General features: G+C 67.3%; 22 protein-coding genes. 9 read left to right on the forward strand and 13 right to left on the reverse strand.

Annotated features, from left to right (window positions below; translation table 11 throughout):
- Positions 1-36 precede the first annotated feature (36 nt).
- Positions 37-825, forward strand: a complete 789-nt coding sequence (locus ABKS89_RS09145; protein WP_138212766.1) for an iron-containing redox enzyme family protein — start codon at positions 37-39, stop codon at positions 823-825.
- Positions 826-853: 28 nt separating this feature from the next.
- Here the strand turns inward: ABKS89_RS09145 and ABKS89_RS09150 are convergent, their stop codons facing one another.
- From ABKS89_RS09150 to ABKS89_RS09160, 3 genes are all read right to left on the reverse strand, one after another.
- Positions 854-1,810 (reverse strand): quinone oxidoreductase family protein, encoded by a 957-nt coding sequence (locus ABKS89_RS09150; protein ID WP_138212767.1) that lies wholly within the window; start codon positions 1,808-1,810, stop codon positions 854-856.
- 65 nt (positions 1,811-1,875) lie between these two features.
- The gene (locus tag ABKS89_RS09155; RefSeq protein WP_138212768.1) at positions 1,876-2,037 is read right to left on the reverse strand and encodes a DUF1427 family protein; all 162 of its coding nucleotides are present in this window, start codon (positions 2,035-2,037) and stop codon (positions 1,876-1,878) included.
- 607 nt (positions 2,038-2,644) lie between these two features.
- Positions 2,645-3,412, reverse strand: coding sequence for an AraC family transcriptional regulator (locus ABKS89_RS09160; RefSeq protein WP_138212951.1), 768 nt, complete (start codon positions 3,410-3,412; stop codon positions 2,645-2,647).
- Positions 3,413-3,726: 314 nt separating this feature from the next.
- Between ABKS89_RS09160 and hppD the strand changes: the two genes are divergently transcribed.
- From hppD to ABKS89_RS09175, 3 genes are all read left to right on the forward strand, one after another.
- Entirely contained in the window at positions 3,727-4,809 is a 1,083-nt protein-coding gene (hppD, locus tag ABKS89_RS09165; RefSeq protein WP_081519226.1) for a 4-hydroxyphenylpyruvate dioxygenase, read from the forward strand.
- 52 nt (positions 4,810-4,861) lie between these two features.
- Entirely contained in the window at positions 4,862-5,503 is a 642-nt protein-coding gene (gene maiA, locus ABKS89_RS09170) for a maleylacetoacetate isomerase (protein ID WP_138212769.1), read from the forward strand.
- 128 nt (positions 5,504-5,631) lie between these two features.
- The gene (locus tag ABKS89_RS09175; RefSeq protein ID WP_015476418.1) at positions 5,632-6,009 is read left to right on the forward strand and encodes an MliC family protein; all 378 of its coding nucleotides are present in this window, start codon (positions 5,632-5,634) and stop codon (positions 6,007-6,009) included.
- A gap of 244 nt (positions 6,010-6,253) precedes the next feature.
- On the opposite strand, the gene ABKS89_RS09180 is transcribed toward ABKS89_RS09175, so the two are convergent.
- Entirely contained in the window at positions 6,254-7,048 is a 795-nt protein-coding gene (locus ABKS89_RS09180) for a nucleoside-binding protein (protein WP_348589619.1), read from the reverse strand.
- A 369-nt stretch (positions 7,049-7,417) separates the two neighbouring features.
- On the opposite strand from ABKS89_RS09180, the gene arfB reads away from it, so the two are divergent.
- Entirely contained in the window at positions 7,418-7,831 is a 414-nt protein-coding gene (gene arfB, locus ABKS89_RS09185) for an alternative ribosome rescue aminoacyl-tRNA hydrolase ArfB (RefSeq protein WP_088416673.1), read from the forward strand.
- Between the two features lie 111 nt (positions 7,832-7,942).
- Here arfB and ABKS89_RS09190 read toward each other — a convergent pair whose 3' ends face one another.
- The 5 genes from ABKS89_RS09190 to glcD form a co-directional block, all read right to left on the reverse strand.
- Positions 7,943-9,634, reverse strand: a complete 1,692-nt coding sequence (locus ABKS89_RS09190) for a lactate permease LctP family transporter (protein WP_348589555.1) — start codon at positions 9,632-9,634, stop codon at positions 7,943-7,945.
- A 244-nt stretch (positions 9,635-9,878) separates the two neighbouring features.
- Complete coding sequence (locus ABKS89_RS09195) at positions 9,879-10,277, reverse strand: heme-binding protein (protein ID WP_348589553.1); 399 nt, start codon at positions 10,275-10,277, stop codon at positions 9,879-9,881.
- Positions 10,256-11,530, reverse strand: coding sequence for a glycolate oxidase subunit GlcF (gene glcF, locus ABKS89_RS09200; RefSeq protein WP_348589551.1), 1,275 nt, complete (start codon positions 11,528-11,530; stop codon positions 10,256-10,258). Before glcF ends, ABKS89_RS09195 begins: the two co-directional genes overlap by 22 nt.
- On the reverse strand, positions 11,530-12,570 hold the full coding sequence (gene glcE / locus ABKS89_RS09205) for a glycolate oxidase subunit GlcE (RefSeq protein ID WP_348589549.1): 1,041 nt from the start codon (positions 12,568-12,570) through the stop codon (positions 11,530-11,532). Before glcE ends, glcF begins: the two co-directional genes overlap by 1 nt.
- A complete protein-coding gene (gene glcD, locus ABKS89_RS09210) occupies positions 12,570-14,069 on the reverse strand; it encodes a glycolate oxidase subunit GlcD (RefSeq protein ID WP_348589547.1) in 1,500 nt (499 codons plus the stop codon). Before glcD ends, glcE begins: the two co-directional genes overlap by 1 nt.
- Positions 14,070-14,298: 229 nt before the next feature.
- Here glcD and glcC point away from each other — a divergent pair, with 229 nt between their 5' ends.
- Entirely contained in the window at positions 14,299-15,069 is a 771-nt protein-coding gene (glcC, locus tag ABKS89_RS09215) for a transcriptional regulator GlcC (RefSeq protein WP_138212775.1), read from the forward strand.
- 169 nt (positions 15,070-15,238) lie between these two features.
- Here the strand turns inward: glcC and ABKS89_RS09220 are convergent, their stop codons facing one another.
- On the reverse strand, positions 15,239-15,748 hold the full coding sequence (locus tag ABKS89_RS09220) for a MerR family transcriptional regulator (protein WP_348589545.1): 510 nt from the start codon (positions 15,746-15,748) through the stop codon (positions 15,239-15,241).
- A 91-nt stretch (positions 15,749-15,839) separates the two neighbouring features.
- On the opposite strand from ABKS89_RS09220, the gene ABKS89_RS09225 reads away from it, so the two are divergent.
- A complete protein-coding gene (locus ABKS89_RS09225) occupies positions 15,840-17,072 on the forward strand; it encodes an NADH:flavin oxidoreductase/NADH oxidase family protein (protein ID WP_348589543.1) in 1,233 nt (410 codons plus the stop codon).
- A gap of 169 nt (positions 17,073-17,241) precedes the next feature.
- Here ABKS89_RS09225 and ABKS89_RS09230 read toward each other — a convergent pair whose 3' ends face one another.
- The gene (locus tag ABKS89_RS09230) at positions 17,242-17,967 is read right to left on the reverse strand and encodes an SDR family oxidoreductase (RefSeq protein WP_138212778.1); all 726 of its coding nucleotides are present in this window, start codon (positions 17,965-17,967) and stop codon (positions 17,242-17,244) included.
- Between the two features lie 112 nt (positions 17,968-18,079).
- Here ABKS89_RS09230 and ABKS89_RS09235 point away from each other — a divergent pair, with 112 nt between their 5' ends.
- Positions 18,080-18,865 (forward strand): LysR family transcriptional regulator, encoded by a 786-nt coding sequence (locus tag ABKS89_RS09235; protein WP_348589542.1) that lies wholly within the window; start codon positions 18,080-18,082, stop codon positions 18,863-18,865.
- Between the two features lies 1 nt (position 18,866).
- Here the strand turns inward: ABKS89_RS09235 and ABKS89_RS09240 are convergent, their stop codons facing one another.
- Positions 18,867-20,072 carry an MFS transporter gene (locus ABKS89_RS09240; RefSeq protein WP_348589540.1) on the reverse strand — a complete coding sequence of 402 codons (1,206 nt, stop codon included), beginning with the start codon at positions 20,070-20,072 and terminating at the stop codon, positions 18,867-18,869.
- Between the two features lie 88 nt (positions 20,073-20,160).
- Between ABKS89_RS09240 and ABKS89_RS09245 the strand changes: the two genes are divergently transcribed.
- Entirely contained in the window at positions 20,161-20,715 is a 555-nt protein-coding gene (locus ABKS89_RS09245) for a TetR/AcrR family transcriptional regulator (protein WP_348589538.1), read from the forward strand.
- 241 nt (positions 20,716-20,956) lie between these two features.
- Here ABKS89_RS09245 and ABKS89_RS09250 read toward each other — a convergent pair whose 3' ends face one another.
- Complete coding sequence (locus ABKS89_RS09250; RefSeq protein ID WP_348589536.1) at positions 20,957-22,195, reverse strand: flavin monoamine oxidase family protein; 1,239 nt, start codon at positions 22,193-22,195, stop codon at positions 20,957-20,959.
- Between the last annotated feature and the right edge of the window lie 78 nt (positions 22,196-22,273).

Consider the following 22,273-nt stretch of genomic DNA (forward strand, 5'->3'; position numbering starts at 1 on the left):
GGTGCTTGCATGGATCGACCAGCAACGGAGCCTTGGATGAACGACACCTTTGTTCGCAGTGGGCCGCTCAAGGAGCTTTCCAGCTATCCGCACTGGGCCCAGCGCCTGGTGCAGGAGTGTGAAACCAGCCGTCTGTCGGTGGTCGAGCATCCCCTCTATGCGCGCATGCGTGACGGCCAACTGAGCCGGCAGACCATGCGCGCCTTCCTCATCGGCGGCTGGCAGGTGGTGGAGCAGTTCCCCCTGTACATGTCCCACAACCTGCTCAAGACCCGATTCGGCCGCAGCCCCGGCGAAGACATGGCGCGGCGCTGGCTGATGCGCAATATCCGCGTCGAGCTCAATCACGCCGATTATTGGGTGCACTGGGCTGAGGCCTACGGCGTAACCCTGGCCGAGCTCAAGGCCCAGCTGGTACCCGCCGAACTCCACGCCCTCGGCCACTGGTGCTGGCACAGCTGCGCCACCGAGGAGCTGGCTCTGGCCATGGCGGCCACCAACTACGCCATCGAAGGCGCGACCGGCGACTGGTCGGCGCTGGTCTGCTCCACCGACACCTACGAACGCACCCTGCCTGCCGGCGCCCGCAAGGACGCCATGCGCTGGCTGAAGATGCACGCCCGCTACGACGACGATCATCCCTGGGAAGCCCTGGAGATCATCTGCACCCTCTGCGGCCCGCAGCTCGCCATGCCGCGCTGCCTGGCGCTGCGCGAGGCGATCTGCAAGAGCTACGGCTACATGCGCCTGTTCCTCGACCAGTGCCTGGCGCTGGAGCAGGTGCAGGGCGATGTGCGGCGGGGGCCGATGCAGATAGCCGGCTGAGAGGCGAACCTCCCAGCCGCGCCCCGCCTCAGGGCACGAGAATGATCTTCTCGCTGCTGCCTTCGTTGATCTCGTGATAGCGCTGCACGCCCTCGCTCAGCGGCACTTCGCGCAAGCCTGTGGGCAGAGGCAGCCTGCCGTCATCGAACCACTGGCCGAACTGGCGCAGCATCGCGGCGCAGGCCACCGTGTCGTACAGCAGCGAATTCACTCCCACCACCGAACCGCCTCGGCGATACAACGCCAGGGCCGGCAACTGCACGTGGCCGTCCACCGGTGCGGCGATGATGGCGATGCGGCCGAAGGTTGCCAGTGCGGAGACCGCCGCCGGCAGCCAGAAACCAGTGGTATCGAAGATCACCTCGGCGCCGCCGGGGAAGTGTTCTTCCACCTGCGCCGCCAGGGTATCCGCCGAGCCCAGCAGGATGCTCGGCACGCCCTGGGCTTGCAGCTCCACCTGCGATTCAGCGCGACGCACCGCGCCCAGCACCTGGGCGCCACGGGCCTTGGCCAGGGAAATGGCCGCCGCGCCGACGGCGCCGGAGCCGATCACCAGCAGGCGGGTGCCGGCGCCGACCTGGCTGCGCTCCAGCGCGTCCCAGGCGGTGGTGAAGGGCACGCCGCAGCTGGCGGCCTGGGCGAAACTCATGCGCTCAGGCATCAGCGCCACGCCGCCGACCGGCACGCTCATCAGCTGGGCGTGGCTGCCGTCGCGGCTGAAGCCCAGGCCGCGGCCGGTGCCCCAGACGGATTTGCCCAGCAGCTCGGCCGGGCCCTTCACCACGGTGCCAGCGAAGTCACGACCGGGTACGCGGGGCAGGGTGGTATAGGGGAAGCGGCCGAGCACGTTCTTCACGTCGCTGGGGTTCAGGCCGGCGGCGTGGATTTCCACCAGCACTTCGTCGGCGGTGGGCACCGGGTCGGCGATGTCGGTGAAGCTCAGGGCGGCGAGGTCGCCGGTGCGGTCGAATTGCAGGGCTTTCATGGCTCGGGGTCCTTTGCAATCAAGGGGAAGGCAATCAAGGGAGAGGGCAATCAGGGGAGATGGGTTCAGTGGAACCAGCGGCTCAGCAGCGGCAGGGCGTTCTCGCCGATCTGCATGCCGAGCAGGCCGACCAGCGCTACCAGCGGCGGAGCCGGCGAGCGGAAGTCGAGGAAGTGGTAGGCAAGGCCGACGTTGATGCCGATGGCCAGGGATATCAGGTAGTTCATGCTGTCCTTTCGCGGAGGGTTCCGGCGGCTGGCGGGAATGGAGCCAGTCTAGGAGCCGCGCCGTGGCGCCGCCGGTCATTGGCTTCGGAATATCGGACAGATGTGGGTGGGGAGTATTGGATGGCCGTGTCGGCAGCGCCCACTGTAGGAGCGGGCCATGCCCGCGATCCGCCGGCAGGGCCGGCGATTGTCTCGACTCCAGTGGTGTAGGTTTTTTCTGCCTCGGATTGGGTGTTTCCGCGTCGCTTCGGCGTACGCGCGGATTCTGTGTTTCGCCTCCTCGGGCGAGTCCCTTTTGGCAAGCGCCCCAAAAGGAACCAAAAGGTCTTGCCCCGGACATCCGGTTTTTCGCTTAGGCGAAAAATTCCCTCGTTGAATTGAAGTTTCAGGGGCCCGCCGCGAAGGGCTATCCCTGGCCCATCGCGGCTCTCGCGACATCCATGTCGCTCAACCCCTGAAACTCCAATTCAACGAGGCCTCCTGAACGGGGCCGTTCGGAGTGCGCGGGTATCTCTCTGGAAGACTTTCGAGCCAGAGCCAGAGCCAGATCAGGGCATTTTGCTTTTCGTAGGAGCGAGCTTGCTCGCGAACCGCCCAACGCCGAACCTCACCTGGCGCAATACTCCGACGGCACCACGCCCAACTCACGCCGGAACATCTCGCTGAAGCTCCCCGGCTGATACCCCAGCCCATGGGCAATCTGGCTCACCGCGATGCCCTCGTTGAGCTGTGCCACCGCCGTGGCCAGCTGCACCTGCCGGCGCCACTGGGCGAAGCCCATGCCCAGGCTGCGCTGGAACAGGCGGGCGAGGGTGCGCACGCTGGCGCCGGCGTCGGCGGCGTGCTGTTCGAAGGAAATCTCCTGGGTCGGCTCGGCCATCACCGCCAGGCACAGGTTCAGCAGGCGGCGGTCGGAGTCGTCCGGCAGCGGCACGCGCAACAGCAGGCTGCGCGCACGCTGCAACTCCAGCACCGCCAGTTGCGACAGTGCCTGGTAGTAGTCGGTGTCCGGTTCGCGCTCGTGCTCCACCAGCCTGACGATCAGCTCGCGCAGCAGCCCGCCCACTTCGAAAGCCTGCACCTGCTCGCCGAGGGAATCCGCCGTCCCTGGCCGCAGGTAGATGTTGCGCATCTGCAGCTCGCTGACCACGCGGATGCCGTGGGGCACCTGCGGCGGCAGCCAGACGGCGCGGTTGGGCGGCACCAGCAGCGCTTCGGACGGCGTCTCCAGCCACATCACCCCGGACATGGCGTAGAGCACCTGTCCCCAGTCGTGGGAGTGCGGCTCGATGTGCAGGCCGCGCGGGTAGCTGCGGGCCAGGGCACGCAGAGTCGCCGGCGTGGCTTCGAAATCAGGGGGAGCGGCGCGGGCCATAGTGCGGGCCAAAGTCCGGTTCGGGCAGGGGAGATGGGCCGCATGGTAGCCGCCGCACGGCGCCCTGACGAGAGCGCGGCACTCGCACTGGCAGGCTGGCGCACCACCTTGTCACAAATTCTTTACGGTGCGGCGGCATGCCGCACGGGGCTTTGGGCGGTGTAAGGATTTCTTGCCGGGGCAACCGCGCCAGCAGGCCGCAAACCGGCGGCGCCCGGCTTGTTCCAGAGCCTCGCGACAGTTGAGATGGAGGCATTCCAGACGCCTGGACGGCCCCGCGCCGAGCCAGCCGATAACGACAACGAGGAGGCCGGATGAACGCCGTGACCAAGATCGAACAACACAACCCCATCGGCACCGACGGCTTCGAGTTCGTCGAATTCACCGCCCCCGACGCCCAGGGCATCCAGCAACTGCGCCAGCTGTTCACCGGCATGGGCTTCACCGAGACTGCCAAGCACCGTTCCAAGGAAGTCTTCCTGTTCCAGCAGAACGACATCAACATTGTGCTCAATGGCAGCCCCACCGGCCACGTCCACGAGTTCGCCAAGAAGCACGGTCCGAGCGCCTGCGCCATGGCCTTCCGGGTGAAGAACGCAGCGCAGGCCGCCGCCTACGTCGAGTCCCAGGGCGCCAAGCTGGTGGGCAGCCACGCCAACTTCGGCGAGCTGAACATCCCCTGCGTCGAAGGCATCGGCGGCTCGCTGCTGTACCTCGTCGACCGTTATGGCGACAAGAGCATCTATGACGTCGACTTCGAGTTCATCGAGGGCCGCACCGCCAACGACAACGCCGTCGGCCTGCTGTGCATCGACCACCTGACCCACAACGTCAAGCGTGGCCAGATGGACGTCTGGTCGGGCTTCTACGAGCGCATCGCCAACTTCCGCGAGATCCGCTACTTCGATATCGAAGGCAAGCTCACCGGCCTGCTGTCCCGCGCCATGACCGCGCCTTGCGGCAAAATCCGCATCCCGATCAACGAGTCGGCGGACGACAAGTCGCAGATCGAGGAATTCATCCGCGAGTACCACGGCGAAGGCATCCAGCACATCGCCCTGACCACCGAGGACATCTACGCCACCGTGCGCCAGCTGCGCGCCAACGGCGTGGATTTCATGAGTACCCCGGATACCTACTACGCCAAGGTCGACACCCGCGTCGCCGGCCACGGCGAGCCGCTTGAGCAACTGCGCGAGCTGAACATCCTCATCGACGGCGCGCCGGGCGATGACGGCATCCTGCTGCAGATCTTCACCAACACGGTGATCGGCCCGATCTTCTTCGAGATCATCCAGCGCAAGGGCAACCAGGGCTTCGGCGAGGGCAACTTCAAGGCCCTGTTCGAATCCATCGAGGAAGACCAGATTCGCCGTGGCGTGATCTCCGACCAGTAACTCGCTTGCCGGGCGGCCGCGCGCATAGCGAGGTCGCCCGCGGAGAACCGCCATGCTCACCCTGTATTCCTACTGGCGCTCCAGCGCTGCCTACCGTGTGCGCATCGCCCTCGGGCTCAAGGGCCTGGCCTACCGCCAGGTCCCGGTGCACCTGGTGAAGGACGGCGGGCAACAGCACACCGCCGACTACAAGTCGCTCAACCCGCAGGAGCTGGTGCCGTTGCTGGTGGACGGCGACGCGCGCATCGCCCAGTCCCTGGCCATCCTCGAATACCTCGACGAGACCCATCCGCAACCCGGCCTGTTGCCGCGCGATGCGCTGCAACGTGCGCAGGTCCGCGCGTTGTCTCTGCACATCGCCTGTGACATCCATCCGTTGAACAACCTGCGCGTGCTGCAGTACCTCAGCGGCCCGCTGGCTGTGGCGGACGAGGCGAAGAACGCCTGGATTCGCCACTGGGTCGAGACCGGCCTGCACGCGGTGGAAGAGGGTGTCGCCCACTGGAGCGGCCCGCTGTCCCTGGGCGAGCGCCCCGGCTACTTCGAGGCCTGCCTGATTCCCCAGCTGTACAACGCCCGCCGCTTCGACTGCGACCTTTCCGCTTGCCCGCGCCTGCTCGCCATCGCCGCGCGCTGCGAATCCCTCGAAGCCTTCCAGCAGGCCGCCCCGGAGGTGCAGCCCGACGCCCAGTGATGGGCCGGGTAGTGGAGGGCTGAGTTCTGAAAGGCGTCAGCCCGACTTTGAGACGGGCCGCCCGAGATTGACCGTGCGGCCCGACCTTTCCTAGAGTGACCGGGCCATTTTTCGTCAGAGGGATACTCATGAAAAAAGCACTTTGGCTGCTCGCGGCCGCCGTGCCGGTCCTCCTCGTCGCCTGCGGCGGCGAAGAAAAGAAAGCACCCCAGGTCGACGCGCTGGTCCTGCCCGGCGACGCCAAGCTGGATTCGCGCAGCGTCTCGTACAAGTGCGAGGACGGCCGCAAGATCAGCGTGCAGTACCTGAACAAGGGCGACAACAGCCTGGCCGTGGTGCCGGTGACTGACGCCTCCAGTCTGGTCTTCGCCAACGTCATCTCCGCCTCCGGCGCCAAATACGCGGCCGGCCAGTACATCTGGTGGACCAAGGGCGAAGACGCCACCCTGTACAAGGACTGGAAAGGCGGTGAACCCGCCGACGGCGTGGCCTGCAAGGAGAGCTGATTCTTCTTGTGGCACCCGAACGAAAAAGCCCGGCAGAGCCGGGCTTTTTCATGTCTGGGCCATTGGGTGAGCTTCTGTAGGGCGAATAACGCGCCAGCGTTATCCGCCGTGCGGGAACCGGCGGATAACCTGTTCCAGGTTATGCGCCCTACGAGCGAACATAGGCCAAGACGCGGATTAAACCTGTAGGAGCGGGCCATGCCCGCGATCGCGTGCATGGCGCGCTCCTACAGTTCGCGCCGTGTCAGAAGGTGAATTCGAGGTTCACCGTCGGCGTCGAGGTACGGGTGCCGCGTCCGCCGTCCACGCCGAACTTGTTGTGCCAGTACTCGTAGCCCACGCCCAGCCACAGGTTCGGCTGGCGCTTGGTGCCGGGCAGGGTGGCGAACATCAGCGAGGTGCGCACCAGCGTTTCCGGCGCGGTGTCGTTGTCGTTGTAGTCCTCGCCCTTTTCCCCGGTGTAGTTCAGGAAGCCCTGGAACTTCGCCCCGTGGTCGCCCAGCTGGAACGGCCGCAGCCAGGTCAGGTTGACCATGTAGGTGGTGTCGAAGGTGTGGTCCGGGTGCTTCACGTTGGGGATGCCGGAGTGGTTCTTCTCGCGGTAGTAGAACAGCGAGAGGTCCAGCACGCCGGGCCCGTTGAACTTGATGGTGGGGCCGAACACCAGTGCGCGCTTCTTCGCCGAGCCGAGGTTGTTGTTGCGGCTGGCGTCGAAGCCGAAGGTGAAGGCGTGGTCCTTCACCAGACCCTTGCCCTGCGGCAGGTCGAACACCCGCGAGGCGTACAGCTGGCTGCGGAATACCCCGTAGACCTCGCTGCTGCCGCTGTCGGTGCCCTTGCGCGGGTCATCGCTGTCGGACTGCAGCACGTCGAGGTGGAAGAAGTTGCTGCCGTAGCGGTAACCGTCGGCATGGCTGAAGCTGAAGATGCGCTTGCTGATGTCGTGCGGGTTGTTCGGGTTGGTGAAGCCCTTGCCGTAGCGGAAGCCCAGCGTGTTGCTGGTCCACTCGAAGAAGCGATCGTCATCGGCCTGCGCCATGCCCAGCGGGGCGAGCACCAGCGCGGTACCGAGGGCGAACCGGCGGCCGGTGCTCAGGCGGCGGCTGGAACGCGGTTGGGGGCGGGCGGCGCCAAGGGCCGTCATCGCGGAAGAAACCATGCTGCACCTCTGTGTTGTTCTTATTTTTTGTGGCTTCGGGGCCGGCGTCCCGCAGGGTGAACTGCGGTCGGTGACAGGCTGGGTTCTAATGGTGAATTGATGACATTGCAAGAAAAACTTGTACACAAGTTCGTATACAAAAATTGACGCAGAAGTCAGGAATGGGCATCGGGCGGCACTGCGTTGCGGCTTGGCGACAGACCGACCGCCAGCCGTTATGCTGCTGACTTTCCGACTCTTCCGACAGCCATGCTGCAAATCTCCAACACCGTGCAGATCCCCGACGCCGAGATCGAGCTGAACGCCATCCGCGCCCAGGGCGCTGGCGGGCAGAACGTCAACAAGGTGTCCAGCGCCATGCACCTGCGCTTCGATGTGCGCGCCTCATCCCTGCCGGAGTTCTACAAGGAACGCCTGCTCGCGCTGAGCGACCAGCGCATCACCAGCGACGGCGTGGTGGTGATCAAGGCGCAGCAGTACCGCACCCAGGAGCAGAACCGCGAAGATGCGCTGAACCGCCTGGCGGAGCTGATCCGCAGCGTGGCGAAGGTGGAGAAGAAGCGCCGGCCGACCAAGCCGACGCTGGGTTCGAAGACGCGCCGGCTGGAAGGCAAGAGCAAGCGCGGGGCGATCAAGGCGGGGCGGGGGAAGGTGGATTTCTGAAGCATCGCCGCCCCCTGTAGGGCGGATAACCTGGCACAGGTTATCCGCCGTCTTGCACACGGCGGATAACGCTGGCGCGTTATGCGCCCTACACGAAGCTCCGGCGGCGAATCAGTGCACCAGCATCCCCGTGAACACATAGGCCTGCGCCAGGGTGATCAGGCCGATGAACGCGGCGAAGATCAGGCTGTGCTTGACCGTGAAGCGGAACAGGTCCGACTCGCGCCCGACCATCCCGGTGGCCGCGCAGGCCACGGCGATGGACTGCGGCGAGATCATCTTGCCGGTCACCCCGCCGGTGGTGTTGGCCGCCACCAGCAGCGTGTCGCTGACCCCGAGCTGGTGCGCGGTGGTCGCCTGCAGTGAGCCGAACAGGGCGTTGGACGAGGTGTCCGAGCCGGTCAGGAAAACCCCCAGCCAGCCGAGGAACGGCGAGAAGAACGGGAAGGCCGCGCCGGTACCCGCCAGCACCAGCGCCAGGGTCGTGGACATCCCCGAGTAGTTGGTGACGAAGGCGAAGGCCAGCACCATGCCGATGGTCAGCACCGGCCACTTCAGCTCCTTCAGCGTCTCGCCGAAGGTCGTCGCGCCGCTCTTCACGCCGATGCGCAGGATCGCCATGGAGATCAGCGCGGCGAAGAAGATCGCCGTGCCGCTGGCCGACACCAGGTCGAACTTGTAGATCGCCGGCATCGGCGTCGGGTTGGCGACGATGGGAGCGGCCTTGAGCACCAGCTGGTCGAGGTAGGGCACGGCGATCACCGCGACCCAGTTCTCCAGCGCACCGCCAGGCAGGAACATCGCCTTGAACGGCTTCATGGTCCAGATCGTCACCAGCACGGTGAGGATCAGGAAGGGCGACCAGGCCTTGAATATCTGCCCGAAGCTGTACTGCGATTCCCGGCGCTGCCCGCCACCACCACCGACCGCGCCGAGCGTCGCGGTGCCGTCGGCGTTGATGCTGGAGAACTCCGTCTCGCGCACGTTCGCCGGCTGCCACACGCGCAGGAACAGGGTCAGGCAGACCATGCTCAGCAGCGCCGAGGTGATGTCCGGCAGCTCCGGACCGATGAAGTTGGAGGTGAGGAACTGGCTGATCGCGAAGGTGCCGCCGGCCACCAGCAGCGCCGGCCAGGTCTCGCGGATGCCGCGCCAGCCGTCCATCATCGCCACCAGCCAGAAGGGCACGATCACCGACAGGATCGGCAACTGCCGGCCGGCCATGGCGCCGATCTTGAAGGCGTCCACGCCCGACACCTGCCCGGCGACGATGATCGGGATACCCAGCGCGCCGAAGGCCACCGGCGCGGTGTTGGCGATCAGGCACAGCCCCGCCGCGTACAGCGGGTTGAAGCCCAGGCCGACCAGCAGCGCCGCGGTGATCGCCACCGGCGCGCCGAAGCCCGCCGCGCCCTCGAGGAAGGCGCCGAAGGAGAAGCCGATCAGCACCACCTGCAGGCGCTGGTCGACGGTGATCGACAGCACCGAGCTGCGGATGATTTCGAACTGGCCGCTCTTCACCGTCAGCTTGTAGAGGAACACCGCCGCCACGATGATCCAGGCGATCGGCCAGAGCCCGTAGAAGAAACCGTAGACCGCTGAGGCCAGCGCCTTGTCCACCGGCATGTGGTAGACGGTGATGGCGATCAGCAGCGAGAGCACCAGGGTGATGGCGCCGGCGACGTGGCCCTTGAGGCGGAACACCGCCAGGGCGAGGAAGAAGAAAATGATCGGCACGAGGGCCGCCAGGGCCGAGAGGCCGAGGCTGCCGAGCGGGGTATAGAGCTGCTGCCAGGTTTGCATGGGGATTGTCCCTTGTTGTTGTCGGAGGCAAAGCGTCAGCGGTGGATAACTCTTTCAGGTGGCGCGTGCCCGGGCGGCGCGCGGGCCGGCAGGCATTGAAAAAGCCCCGCAACGCGGCGCGTAGCGGGGCTTCTGAAAGCGGGTTCGGGCAAGCTTTTCGGGGTGTCGCCGCCGGCTCGCTTGAGGCCGGCGACGACCACAACTCGGCCGGTGGCTGTCTGTCGCCAGGGCCGCGTGAGCGCTTTCAAAGCGCTGCCGCTCCGGCGCTGGCGACCTGTGCATCCTCGCCGGCCTTCACCCCGGAAACGCCCACCGCGCCGATCACCTGGCCGTCCAGCACGACCGGCACGCCGCCTTCGAGCGAGGTGATCAGCGGTGCGGTGACGAAGGCGGTGCGGCCGCCGTTGACCATGTCCTCGTAGCCCTTGGTTTCGCGCCGGCCGAGTGCCGCGCTACGAGCCTTTTCGGTGGCGATGTAGGCGCTGGCCGGGGCACAGCCGTCGAGGCGCTCCAGGGCCAGCGGGTGGCCGCCGTCATCGACCACCACGATAGACACCGCCCAGTGATTGCGCTGCGCTTCGGTGCGTGCGGCGGCAAGGATGCGGCCGACTTCCTGCTGGGTCAGAACGGCTTTGCTGAGCATGCTTGCACCTCGCCTTGAAGGGATTCCAATGGCGCATCGGCGAGCGCCTCTTCCACCAGTTCGATCCAGTGCCTGACCGGCGTACGGCCTGCGCCGCCCAGGTGTGTCTGGCAGCCGATATTGGCGGTGACTATGACTTCCGGGGCGCCGCTCTCCAGCGCCTTCAGACGGTTGTCGCGCAGGCGCCGGGACAGCTCCGGCTGAGTCAGCGAATAGGTCCCGGCCGAGCCGCAGCACAGGTGGCTGTCCGGCACGGCGGTGAGGCTGAAGCCCAGGCTCGTGAGCACGCCTTCCACCGCGCCGCCGAGCTTCAGCGCGTGCTGCAGCGTACAGGGGCAATGGAAGGCCAGTCGGCGATCCCCGTGCAGGTGCAGTGCTTCCAGTGGCTCGTCGCGCAACACCTCGGACAGGTCGCGGGACAGTTCGCTGACCCGCCGGGCTTTGGTCGCATACTGCGCATCGCGCTCCAGCAGATGGCCGTAGTCGCGGACGAAGGCGCCGCAGCCGCTGGCCGTCTGCACGATGGCTTCGGCGCCGGCCTGGATCGACGGCCACCAGGCGTCGATGTTCCTCCGCGCCCGCTCCAGTCCCTGTTCCTGGGCGTTCAGGTGATAGTCCACGGCGCCGCAGCAACCGGCATCCGCCGCCGGGATCACGCTGATGCCGAGGCGATCCAGCACCCGCGCGGCAGCGGCATTGGTGTTGGGTGACAGCGCCGGTTGCACGCAGCCTTCGAGCATCAGCATGCGCCGCGTGTGGCGCGGCTTCGGACGCTCCACGGGCGGATGCGGATGGCGCGGCAGCTTGCTTTGCAGGCCCTCCGGCAGCAGCGGGTAGAAGGTGCGCCCGGCCCTGGCCAGCGCGCCGAACAGCGCGGCATTCGGCACCACGGCGCGCAGGCCCTGGCGCATCAGGCGCTCGCCGAAGGTGCGCGGCACCTGCTGCTCGACCACCGCGCGGCCGATGTCCAGCAGATTGTGGTAGTCCACGCCGGAAGGGCAGGTGGTTTCGCAGTTGCGGCAGCTCAGGCAGCGGTCCAGGTGCTCGCGGGTGCTTGCGCTGGGCTCGGCACCTTCGAGCACCTGCTTGATCAGGTAGATGCGCCCGCGCGGTCCGTCCAGTTCGTCGCCCAGCAACTGGTAGGTCGGGCAGGTGGCGGTGCAGAAGCCGCAATGCACGCAGGAGCGCAGGATGCGCTCGGCTTCCTCGGCGCGCGGCAGGTGCCTGGCCTGTTCGCTCAGGTTGGTTTGCATCAGAGCTCCCTGTACATCCGGCCGGGGTTGAAGATGCCTTGCGGGTCGAGCTGCTGCTTGAGGTTGCGGTGGTAGCGCAGCAGCGCGGCGGGCAGCGGGTGGAAGCCGTCGTCGCCGGGTGTGTAGCGCAGGGCATGGCCACCTACTTCGGCGACGCTGTGGCGAATCAGCTCGGCGTCCGCCTCGGACTTCAGCCAGCGCTGCGCGCCGCCCCAGTCGATCAGTTGTTCGCCCGGCAGGGACAGCGCCGGCGTGGCATTGGGCAACGACAGTCGCCAGAGCGTGCCGGGGCCGGCGAAGAAGCCCAGGCGCTGTTCGCGCAGGTCCTGCCAGTAGCCGCTGTCGATCTCCTCGCCGCCCAGGCGCAAACGTGCGGAGCACACCGAACCTTCACCGCCTTCCAGGCGGAGGTGCAGCGCGGTGCCGTCGTAGCAGGCGGCAGTGATCGGGATCGGTTGCGCGCCCCATTCGGCGAGCTCACCCAGCGCCTGGTGGACGCCCATTTCCAGGCGCAGGCTGGCGCACATGCGCGGCTTGGGCAGCACCTTCATCGAGACCTCGGTGATCACCCCCAGGCAGCCGAAACTGCCCGCCAGCAGGCGCGACAGGTCGTAGCCGGCGACGTTCTTCATCACCTCGCCGCCGAAGCGCAGCAGCTTGCCGTGGCCGGTGATCAGCCGGGTGCCCAGCACGTAGTCGCGCACCGAGCCTGACCAGGGCCGGCGCGGGCCGGAAAGCCCGGCAGCGACCACGCCGCCGAAGGTTGCAGCTGAATAACGGGGCGGCTCGCAAGGCAGCATCTGCCCGGCAGCCTCCAGCGCCGCTTCGATCTCCGCCAGCGGCGTGCCGGCGCGGGCGGTGAGCACCAGTTCGGTCGGGTCGTAGCTGACGATGCCGCTGTGCGGGCGGGTGTCCAGCTCCACTCCTTCCACCGGGCAGCCGAGGAAGGCCTTGCTGTCGCCGCCGCGAATGCGCAGCGGCGTGCGTGTGGCGAGCGCCTGGTTCACCTGCTCGAGCAGTTCGCTGCTGGCGTCGGGCATCAGAAGCGCTCCAGGTCGGGGAAGGGCAGTTGGCCGTGGTGCACGTGCATCGCGCCGAACTCGGCGCAGCGGTGCAGGGTCGGGATGTTCTTGCCGGGGTTGAGCAGGCGGTCCGGGTCGAACGCCGCCTTCACCGCGTGGAACAGGGTCAGCTCGTCGCTGTTGAACTGCGCGCACATCTGGTTGATCTTCTCGCGCCCCACGCCGTGCTCGCCGGTGATGCTGCCGCCCACCGCCACGCAGAGTTCGAGGATTTTCCCGCCGATGGCCTCGGCACGTTCCAGCTCGTCGTCCACGTTGGCGTCGAAGAGGATCAGCGGGTGCATGTTGCCGTCGCCGGCATGGAATACGTTGGCCACGCGCAGGCCGAACTCCTCCGACAGCTCGGCGATGCCGTGCAGTACGCGCGGCAGCTCGCGGCGCGGGATGGTGCCGTCCATGCAGTAGTAGTCCGGGGAAATACGCCCGACTGCCGGGAAGGCGTTCTTGCGCCCGGCCCAGAAGCGCACGCGCTCGGCTTCGTCGCAGGCCAGGCGCACATCGGTGGCGCCGGCCGCGCGCAGCACGCCGTCGACGCGCTCGCAGTCGTCCTGCACGTCGGCTTCCACACCGTCCAGTTCGCACAGCAGGATGGCCGCGGCGTCCACCGGGTAGCCGGCGTGGATGAAGTCCTCGGCGGCGCGGATCGACAGGTTGTCCATCATCTCCAGCCCGCCGGGGATGATGCCGGCGGCGATGATCTCGGCCACCGCACGGCCGGCCTTTTCCACTGAATCGAAACTGGCCAGCAGCACCCGCGCTACCTGCGGACGCGGCAGCAGCTTGACGGTGACTTCGGTGACGATGCCGAGCATGCCCTCGGAACCGGTGAACAGCGCCAGCAGGTCGAGGCCGGGGCTGTCCAGGGCGTCGCTGCCCAGCGTCAGGTGCTCGCCCTCGACGGTGAGGATGTCCACCTTGAGCAGGTTGTGCACGGTCAGGCCGTACTTGAGGCAATGCACGCCGCCGGCGTTCTCGGCGACGTTGCCGCCGATGGAGCAGGCGATCTGCGAGGATGGGTCCGGCGCGTAATACAGGCCGTGGGGCGCGGCGGCCTGGGAGATCGCCAGGTTGCGCACGCCGGGCTGTACGCGGGCGAAGCGCCCCTGTGGATTGACTTCGAGAATGCGATTGAAGCGCGCCATCACCAGCAGGATGCCTTTCTCCAGCGGCAGCGCGCCGCCGGACAGCCCGGTGCCCGCGCCGCGCGCCACCACCGGCACTTTGCGCGCATGGCAGAGTTTCAGCAGCGCCTGCACCTGCTCGATGCGCTCGGGCAGCGCCACCAGCATGGGCACGGTGCGGTAGGCGGAGAGGCCGTCGCATTCGTAGGGTTTGAGATCTTCGGCGCGGTGCAGCAGTTCGAGGTCGGGCAGGGCCGCGCGCAGCTCGGCCAGCAGGGCGGACTTGTCGACGGCAGGCAGCACGCCATCGACGCGCTCGTCGTAGAGGATATTCATAGGCTGACGGTGCTCTGATCTTGTTGTTGTGCACGCCCGGCAAGCGGTCGCGTGGAGCCACGGCACGCTGAAAATGCGACCGCTGGTCAGGCGGCGTCCACTGGCATCGGCACTGGTCCTACCAGTTCTTGCGCGGGCGCCCACTGGAAAGGCCCTGTCCTGACAGCTAGTGTTCTTCGCATCCATGCAGGCCAGTCTCAGCTGGTCCTACCAGTTGCGGAGAACACCAATGACGACTTATGCACAGGGCAAGCCGCGCGTCGCCGACCAGGTGGCGGAGAAGATCGAACGGCTGATCGTCGATGGTGTGCTCAAGGTCGGCCAGGCGCTGCCCTCGGAGCGGCGTCTGGTGGAGAAGCTCGGCTGCTCGCGTTCGGCGTTGCGTGAGGGGCTGCGCGCACTGCGCGGACGCGGCATCGTCGATACCGAGCAGGGGCGCGGTTCGTTCGTTGCCGACCTGACCGGCGCCGAGGACGTGTCGCCGCTGCTGCATCTGTTCCGCTCACAACCGCGCACGCTTTACGACCTGCTGGAAGTTCGCGCGCTGCTGGAAGGGGAGTCCGCGCGCCTGGCCGCGCTGCGCGCCACCGAGGCCGACCTGGTACTGATCGGCCGGCGCTTCGAGGAGATGCACGCTGCCTACGACGAACCGCAACCGGTGGACCCGCGCGAGCATGCGCGGCGCGACCATGCCTTTCACCAGGCGATCAGCGAGGCCTCGCACAACCCGGTGCTGGTGCATACGCTGCAGTCGCTCAACGAGCTGATGCTCAGCACCGTGTTCGCCTCGGTGAACAATCTCTACAACCGTCCGCCGCAGAAGCGCCAGATCGACCGCCAGCACGCACGGCTGCACCGCGCCATCAGCGAACGCCAGCCGGAACAGGCCCAGCGCGCCGCCCGTGAACATATCCACAGCGTGCGCGACAACCTGCGGGAGATCGAGCAGGAGGAACAGCGGCTGGTGCGGGCGACCTTGCGCCTGGAAGGCTGGAAATAGCGCTGGGGAAGGGGACGCAACTGTAGGGCGCATAACGCGCCAGCGTTGTCCGCCGTTCCGGGGGGGGGGGCGGCAGATAACCTGTTCCAGGTTATGCGCCCTACGTTTCTGTAGGAACGGGCCATGCCCGCGACCACGTAACGGACCGGCCGGCGGCCGGAGCGCGAAATCAGGATTCGGTGGGGGCAGGGCGCTTCGCTGCAGCAGCGGACTTTGTCCGCTCGTCGCGGGCATGGCCCGCTCCTGCAGGTTTGGCGGGGTGGCTTCTGGTTTTTCGCTCGCGCATCTCGGCCAGCATGCGCTCGGCATTGGCCTGGCAGCCCATACCCTCGGGCTTGTTCTCGATGCCGTCGATCACCGCCAGCAGGCGTTCGCGGTTCTGCCGCAACTGCTGCTCCATCACCTCGATCTCCGCGACCTTGCGGCGCAGGCCGGCGACCAGTTCGCCGTGGCCGTTCTCGATGGGGTTGGAATGCGGCAGCAGGCTGCGGATTTCTTCCAGGCTGAAGCCGGTCTGCTGGGCGCTGCGGATGATTTCCAGCAGGTCGAGGGTTTCCGGCGGGTACGCGCGGTAGCCGTTGGCCAGCCGGCGCGCCGGCGCGATCAGCCCGCTGGCTTCGTAGAAGCGGATGCGCGAGGGCGCGAGGCCGCTGAGGCTGGCCAGTTCACCGATTTTCATGCTGGGCTCCGAAAGGGGCTTGACCTTGAAGTGAACTTTAAACTTAACCTCGCCGCAGCCACAACCACCCGGACAATCACGGAGTCCCGCCATGTCGCCCTTCCAACCCCTGCGCCTGCCCAACGGCGGCGAAGTCCCCAACCGTATTGCCAAGGCCGCCATGGAAGAGAACATGGCCGATGCCGACCAGGCGCCTTCGGCCGCGCTGCTGCGCCTTTACCAGGCCTGGGCGGACGGCGGCGTCGGTCTGATCCTCAGCGGCAACGTGATGATCGACGGCCGCGCCATGACCGGCCCCGGTGGCGTGGTGCTGGAAAACGACCGGCATCTTGAGCGCTTCCGCGAATGGGCGCGCATCGGCCGCTCCCGTGGCGCGCAGTTCTGGCTGCAGCTCAACCATCCCGGTCGCCAGGTGCAGACCAACCTCGGCCAGGGCGCCATCGCGCCGTCGGTGGTGCCGCTGGAAATGGGCAAGTTCTCCAAGCTGTTCGCCGTTGCCCGCGAGATGACCGAAGGTGATATTGCCGAGGTGATCCAGCGCTTCGTCCGCGCGGCCAAGCTTGCCGAACAGGCTGGCTTCACTGGCGTGCAGATTCACGCGGCGCACGGCTACCTGCTCAGCCAGTTCCTCTCGCCGCTGGCCAACAAGCGCCAGGATCGCTGGGGCGGCTCGCTGGAGAACCGCGCACGGCTGTTGCTGGAAGTCGTCCGCGCGGTGCGCGCCGAGGTATCGCCGGAATTCTGCGTGGGGGTGAAGATCAACTCCGCCGATTTCCAGCGCGGCGGCTTCGACGCCAGCGACGCGCGCCAGGTGATCGAGTGGCTGAACGACGAGAAGGTCGACCTGGTCGAGCTGTCCGGCGGCAGCTACGAGGCACCGGCCATGCAGGGCGATGCCCGCGACGGCCGGACCCTGGCGCGGGAGGCGTACTTCCTCGAATTCGCCCGTGAGATGCGTGAAGCGGCGCGCATGCCGCTGATGGTTACCGGCGGCATCCGTCGCCTGCCGGTGGCGGAGCAGGTGCTGGACAGCGGGCTGGAGATGGTCGGCATCGGCACCGCCCTGGCGCTGGAGCCGCAACTGGTGCTGCACTGGCAGCGCGGCAGCCAGACCCAGCCGGAGCTGCCGGCGATCCGCTGGCGTTCCAAGCCGCTGGCGGCGCTGGCCTACATGGCGCTGGTCAAGCTGCAGCTGCACCGTATCGGCGCCCGCCGCGCGCCCAACCCGCAGGCTTCGCCGTGGCGCACGCTGGTGATGGAACAGTGGCGCACGCTGCGCCGGGCCAAGCAGTACCGCCGCTGGGCGGCGCGGCAGCTGGGCTGATCGGGACTACCGCTCCCGTAGGATGGGTGGAGCCTAGGCGATACCCATGCTGCTGATTCGCACGGATCGATGGGTATCGCTTCGCTCCACGCCATCCTACGGTGGAGTTTTCCTCGGACCCCCTGTAGGAGCGGGCCATGCCCGCGATCGCGGACAAGGTCCGCGTCGATCACGCCTGCTGCCGCGTCGCCGCCAGCACGATCTCGCGGATGCAGACGCCCTGCGGCTGGTCGTAGGCGTAGCGGATCGCATTGGCCACGTCCTCGGCGCTGAGCACCTTGCCGCCCATCTCGCGCTTCCAGTCCTGGTAGCCGCTCTTGATCGCCTCGTCGGTGGTGTGGCTGAGCAGTTCGGTCTCCACCGCGCCGGGTGCGATGGTGACGACGCGGACGTTGTGCGCCGCGACTTCCTCGCGCAGGTTCTCGGAGATCGCGTGCACCGCGAACTTGGTGCCGACGTAGGCGACGTGGTTGGGGAAGGTCTTGCGACCGGCCACCGAGCTGACGTTGATCAGCGTGCCGTGGTTGCGCTCCACCATGCCCTTGAGCACGGCGTGCACGCCGTTGAGCAGGCCCTTCACGTTGACGTCGAGCATGCGCTCCCACTCGGCCGGGTCCTGCTCGACCATGTTGCCCAGCAGCATCACGCCGGCGTTGTTCACCAGCGCGTCGGCCGGGCCGAAGCGCTTCTCGGCCTCTGCCACGGCGGCCAGCAGCGCCTCGCGGTCGGTTACGTCCACGGCACGGCACAGCGCGTTGGGCAGTTGCAGCGCCTCCAGGCGCTCGATGCGGCGGGCGAGCAGCAGCAGCGGGTGGCCCTGCTGGGAGAAGAGGCGGGCGGTGGCTTCGCCGATACCGGAACTGGCGCCGGTGACGATGATCAGGGGCTTGCTCATGGGAATTCTCCTGCTATCGGAAATCTGGATGACTGAACGATGCAGTGAAGTATATTGAGCGGTATTACGCCTGAAAAATGGCTTATTCCTGTGCCTGGTATCGGGTTTATCTATGGATATCCGACAGCTGGCCGCCTTCGTCGCGGTCTTCGAAGAACGCAACATCACCGGCGCCGCCCAGCGCCTGTTCGTCAGCCAGCCGACGTTGTCGGTGACCATCCGCCAGCTGGAAGAGGCGCTGGGCACCGAGCTGTTCCTGCGCCAGGCGCGCGGGGTAGAAGTCAGCGAAGCGGCTCGTGCGCTGTATCCCCGCGCCCGCGCCTTGCTGGCCGAAGCTGACGGCCTGCGCAACATGTTCCGCCAAGCCTCGGCACGCCAACCCTTGCACCTGGGTGTGGAAGGGGACGTCAGCGCCGAGCAGGTCGAACGTTTCGTCACCCTCGCACAGCAGGCCGTGCCCAATCTGCTGCTGCATCTGGAGGAGGGCTGCGTGGGCGATGCGCGGCTGGCGGTGGAGGAATTCTGCTGCGAGGACGAACTCTTCGTACCGGTCTGGGAGGACCCGTACGTGCTGGCGTTGCCGCCGGGCGTGGAGGATGCGCAGAGCAGCGGCTGGATCACCTGCCCGACGCATCCGTCCCATCAGCGCCTGATGACGGCTTATGGCAGCGTGCCGGTGGTCGCGCAGGCCAGCACGCTGAACCTGGCGCTGCGGCTGGTCAGCGCGGGGGTGGGCGCGGCGATCCTGCCGGCATCTCTGCTGGCCGGTGCGCCGACGGTGCGCAGCGGCACGCTGAACCTGCCGTTGCCGATCCGCCGCATCGGCCTCTGCCATTCCGCCCAGGCGCTGGAGCACCCGGCGGTACGCGGGCTCTACGACTTCCTGCGAACGATCTGACTCAGGCCTGCGCGTTCTGTGCGGCAGGCGCGCGCAAGGACAGCAGCAGGACCAGCGAGGCCGCGAGAATCTGCAGGCTGGCATAGCCGTTGGTGGTGGCGATCAGGCCGTAGCGCTGGATCGCCAGCCCGGCGAGGATCGCCGGTACGCTGAAGGCCAGGTAACTGAGCACGTAGAAGCTCGCCATCAGCGCGCCGCGCTCGTGGGCGTGGGCCAGCGGCACCACCGAGCGCAGCGCGCCGAGGAAGGCGCCGCCGAAGCCGAGTCCGGCCACCGCGGTACCGAGGAAGAACAGCCAGAGGTTGCCGCTGTCCACACCTAGCAGGGTGATCAGCAGGCCGATGATCAGCGCCAGACCGCCACGGCGCAGGATCACCGCTGCCGGCTGATTGCGCAGGGCGAAGATCGCCAGCGCGCCGCACAGGCACAGCAGCGACACCAGCCCGCCACCGATCATCGGCACCTGCAGGCCGGTGACCTGCCGCGCCAGCGTCGGCCCCAGCGACAGGTAGAAACCGCCCAGCGCCCAGAGGCTGGCATTCAGCGGCGCCACGCTCCAGAACGCGCGGCGCGCCTGCGGGGGAATGCGGATGCGCGGCTTCAGCGAGGCCAGTGCGCCGGGCTGCCGGCTGATGCTTTCCGGCAGCCAGCGCAGCAGCACGATGCCTAGGGCGAACACCGACAGCAGCCAGACGTAGACCTCATGCAGCGGATCGGCGCCGAACTGCACCAGCGTGCTGCTGCCCAGCGCGCCCATGGCCATGCCGAGCATGGGCGCCACGCTGTTGATCAGCGGGCCGCGCTCGCGGTCGATATCCAGCATCGCCGCGCCCAGCACGCTGGTGGCGATGCCGGTGGCAAAGCCCTGCAGCAGGCGCGCGATGATCAGCAGCTCCACCGAGTTGGCGTAGAGAAACACCGCCATCGCCAGCAGCTCGAGGATCAGCGCAGCGCGGATCACCGGGCGCCGGCCGAGGTGGTCGGACAGCGAGCCGAACACCAGCAGCGCCAGCATCAGGCCGCCCGCGTAGATGCTGAACACCAGGGTCAGCAGCGCCGGGGAAAAGTGCCAGGACTCGCGGTACAGCGCATACAGCGGCGTGGGTGCAGCAGCGGCGGCGAGGAAGGCCATGAGGATGGCCGTCAGCAGCCAGGCGGAGGCCTGGGGTGAGAAGCCGGACGCGCTTTTCGATTGGGTGTGTGCCATGATTCAGCTCGCAAAGGCTAAGATTTTGCTTTTGCGAGATGCTGGACCCGTTTTCGGATAAAAGCAAATTCTTTGCTTTAAGGTGCTTATGGCAATCAATCAGGGTGTTCGACCGGGCGGCCGCAGCGCGCGGGTGCAGGCCTCGGTACACAAGGCCGTGGCAGAGCTGCTGGAGGAGCGCGACCGCTCGGAACTGACGGTGCCGCTGATTGCTGCCCGTTCCGGCGTCACGCCGTCGACCATCTACCGGCGCTGGGGCGATCTCAACGAACTGCTCGGCGACGTTGCCCTGCAGCGCATCCGCCCCGATGCCGAGCCGGCGGACACCGGCAGCCTGCGCGGCGACCTGCTGGCGTGGGGCGAGCAGTACATGGAGGAAACCGCCTCGGTGCCCGGCCGCGCGGTGGTGCTTGACCTGCTGGCTGCCGGTGGCGGCTGCTCCGGGCGCTGCATGGCGATCGCCTGCGGCCAGTTCGACATCATCCTGCTGCGTGCCAGGGAGCGCGGCGAGCCGCTGCCGGAGCTGGACCGCATCGTCGACCGGCTGATGGCGCCGCTGGTGTACCGCATCCTGTTTTCCGGCGAGGAGCTGGACGTGGCCTATGTCGAGCGGCTGGTCGATCTGACGCTGGAGGGGTTGTAACCCACCGCTCGGTGCCCCTTGTAGGAGCAACTGTCTTCTTTCCGGCAAGTTTGTGCCGACTTTTCCCCCTCACCCAGCCCTCTCCCTCAGGGAGAGGGGATAGATCGCGCCGGCTGAAGTCATATTTTCATCCTGCACCGAACGGTCCCCTCTCCCTTTGGGAGAGGGTTAGGGTGAGGGCCGATCAGGGCGCAGAAGTATCGGGTAGGGCCATGCCCGCGATCGCGCGCATGGCGCGCTCTTACAACTGCGCGCTCCGCACTGCATCTGCCCATGCCTGCAGGGCTTCACAGGCTGCGACGGCAATCTCCTCGTCACTGCGCCCCGCAAATACCCGCTCCAGCGCATCCGCCGCGATCAGCCCGGCAACCGTCGGCGTGCCCACGGCGTCGGTGAGGTCCAGCCACTCGCCGAAGCTGGCCGGCGTGTCGTACCAGCGCAGGTAACCCGACGGCGATACCGGCCACCAGCGCTGGTCGAACTGCAGCACCACCTTCTCCAGCCGACCCATGCCCAGGTGCGCCAGCGCACCCTGCTGCGCCGCCGGCAGGGGCGGGGTGAAGCGGATATCGCGCAGCACGCCGATGGGCGCGGTGCAGACGCAGAAGTCGGCGCTTTCAGTACCTGCCCGCACCTGCTCGCCGGACCAGTCGATGGCCGTCACCGGCTGGTTCAGTCGGATATCCAGCCCATCGGCGAGATGCGCCGCCAGCTGTGAATAACCCTGCGGCAGGAAGCGGTCGCCGGCGCCGACGCCTTCTTCGTCGAGGGCATCGACCGACAGCGATTCCAGCGGCAGGCAGGCCTCCAGGATCAGGTTGGCGTCCAGGGCGAAACGAGTGGCGCGGCGGGTTGGCTCATCGCGATCTTCGAGATAGCGCGCGACACCTTCCGCCAGTGGCAGGCTGAGGTCGATCCCGGCGCGCAGGGCTTCCCAGGCCGCATCGATGTCGGGCACCGGGCCATCCGCCGCCGCAGCCAGGGGCTGCCCGAAATCGGTTTCCCGCAACGGCAGGCCGAGATACTGGGCGTGGGCGGCCAGCGGGTTGTCGTCGAAGTGCTGCAGCCAGGCGGCGCCTTCGTCCACCCGTACCGGCCCCAGGGAAATGCTGTGGACGCGGCCGCCGATGCGCTCGCGGGCTTCCAGCACCACGCAGTCGATCCCGGCTTCGCGCAGTCGTCGTGCGGCGGCAATCCCGGCGAAGCCCGCACCGATCACCAGTACCCGGCGGGCGCCATTTTCAATGGCGACTTCGGCGGCGCGCAGGCCATCGTTCCAGGCGCCATGGGTCATGGCCGGGGCGACGGGATTGCAGGCCTCGCCGGCCAGCACCAGCTTGCCGCCCAGCGCTTCACCCAAACGTCGCCGATGCTCTGGCGTCGCACCGGGCAGCAGGGTGCTGTAGGCGCCACGGCTGAACGGGTCGTCGCTCCAGTGGGTAACGTGGAAGGCGCTGGGGTGGTGGCGAAGGCTGTCCATGTCGTGCTCGCTCGGTGAAAGAGCGGTGACCTTAGTGGCGGGACGGGCAGCAGTACAAGACTCAGATGCAGCGCTTTT

This window comes from Pseudomonas sp. LABIM340 (genome assembly GCF_040017195.2).
Classification (GTDB): Bacteria; Pseudomonadota; Gammaproteobacteria; order Pseudomonadales; family Pseudomonadaceae; genus Pseudomonas.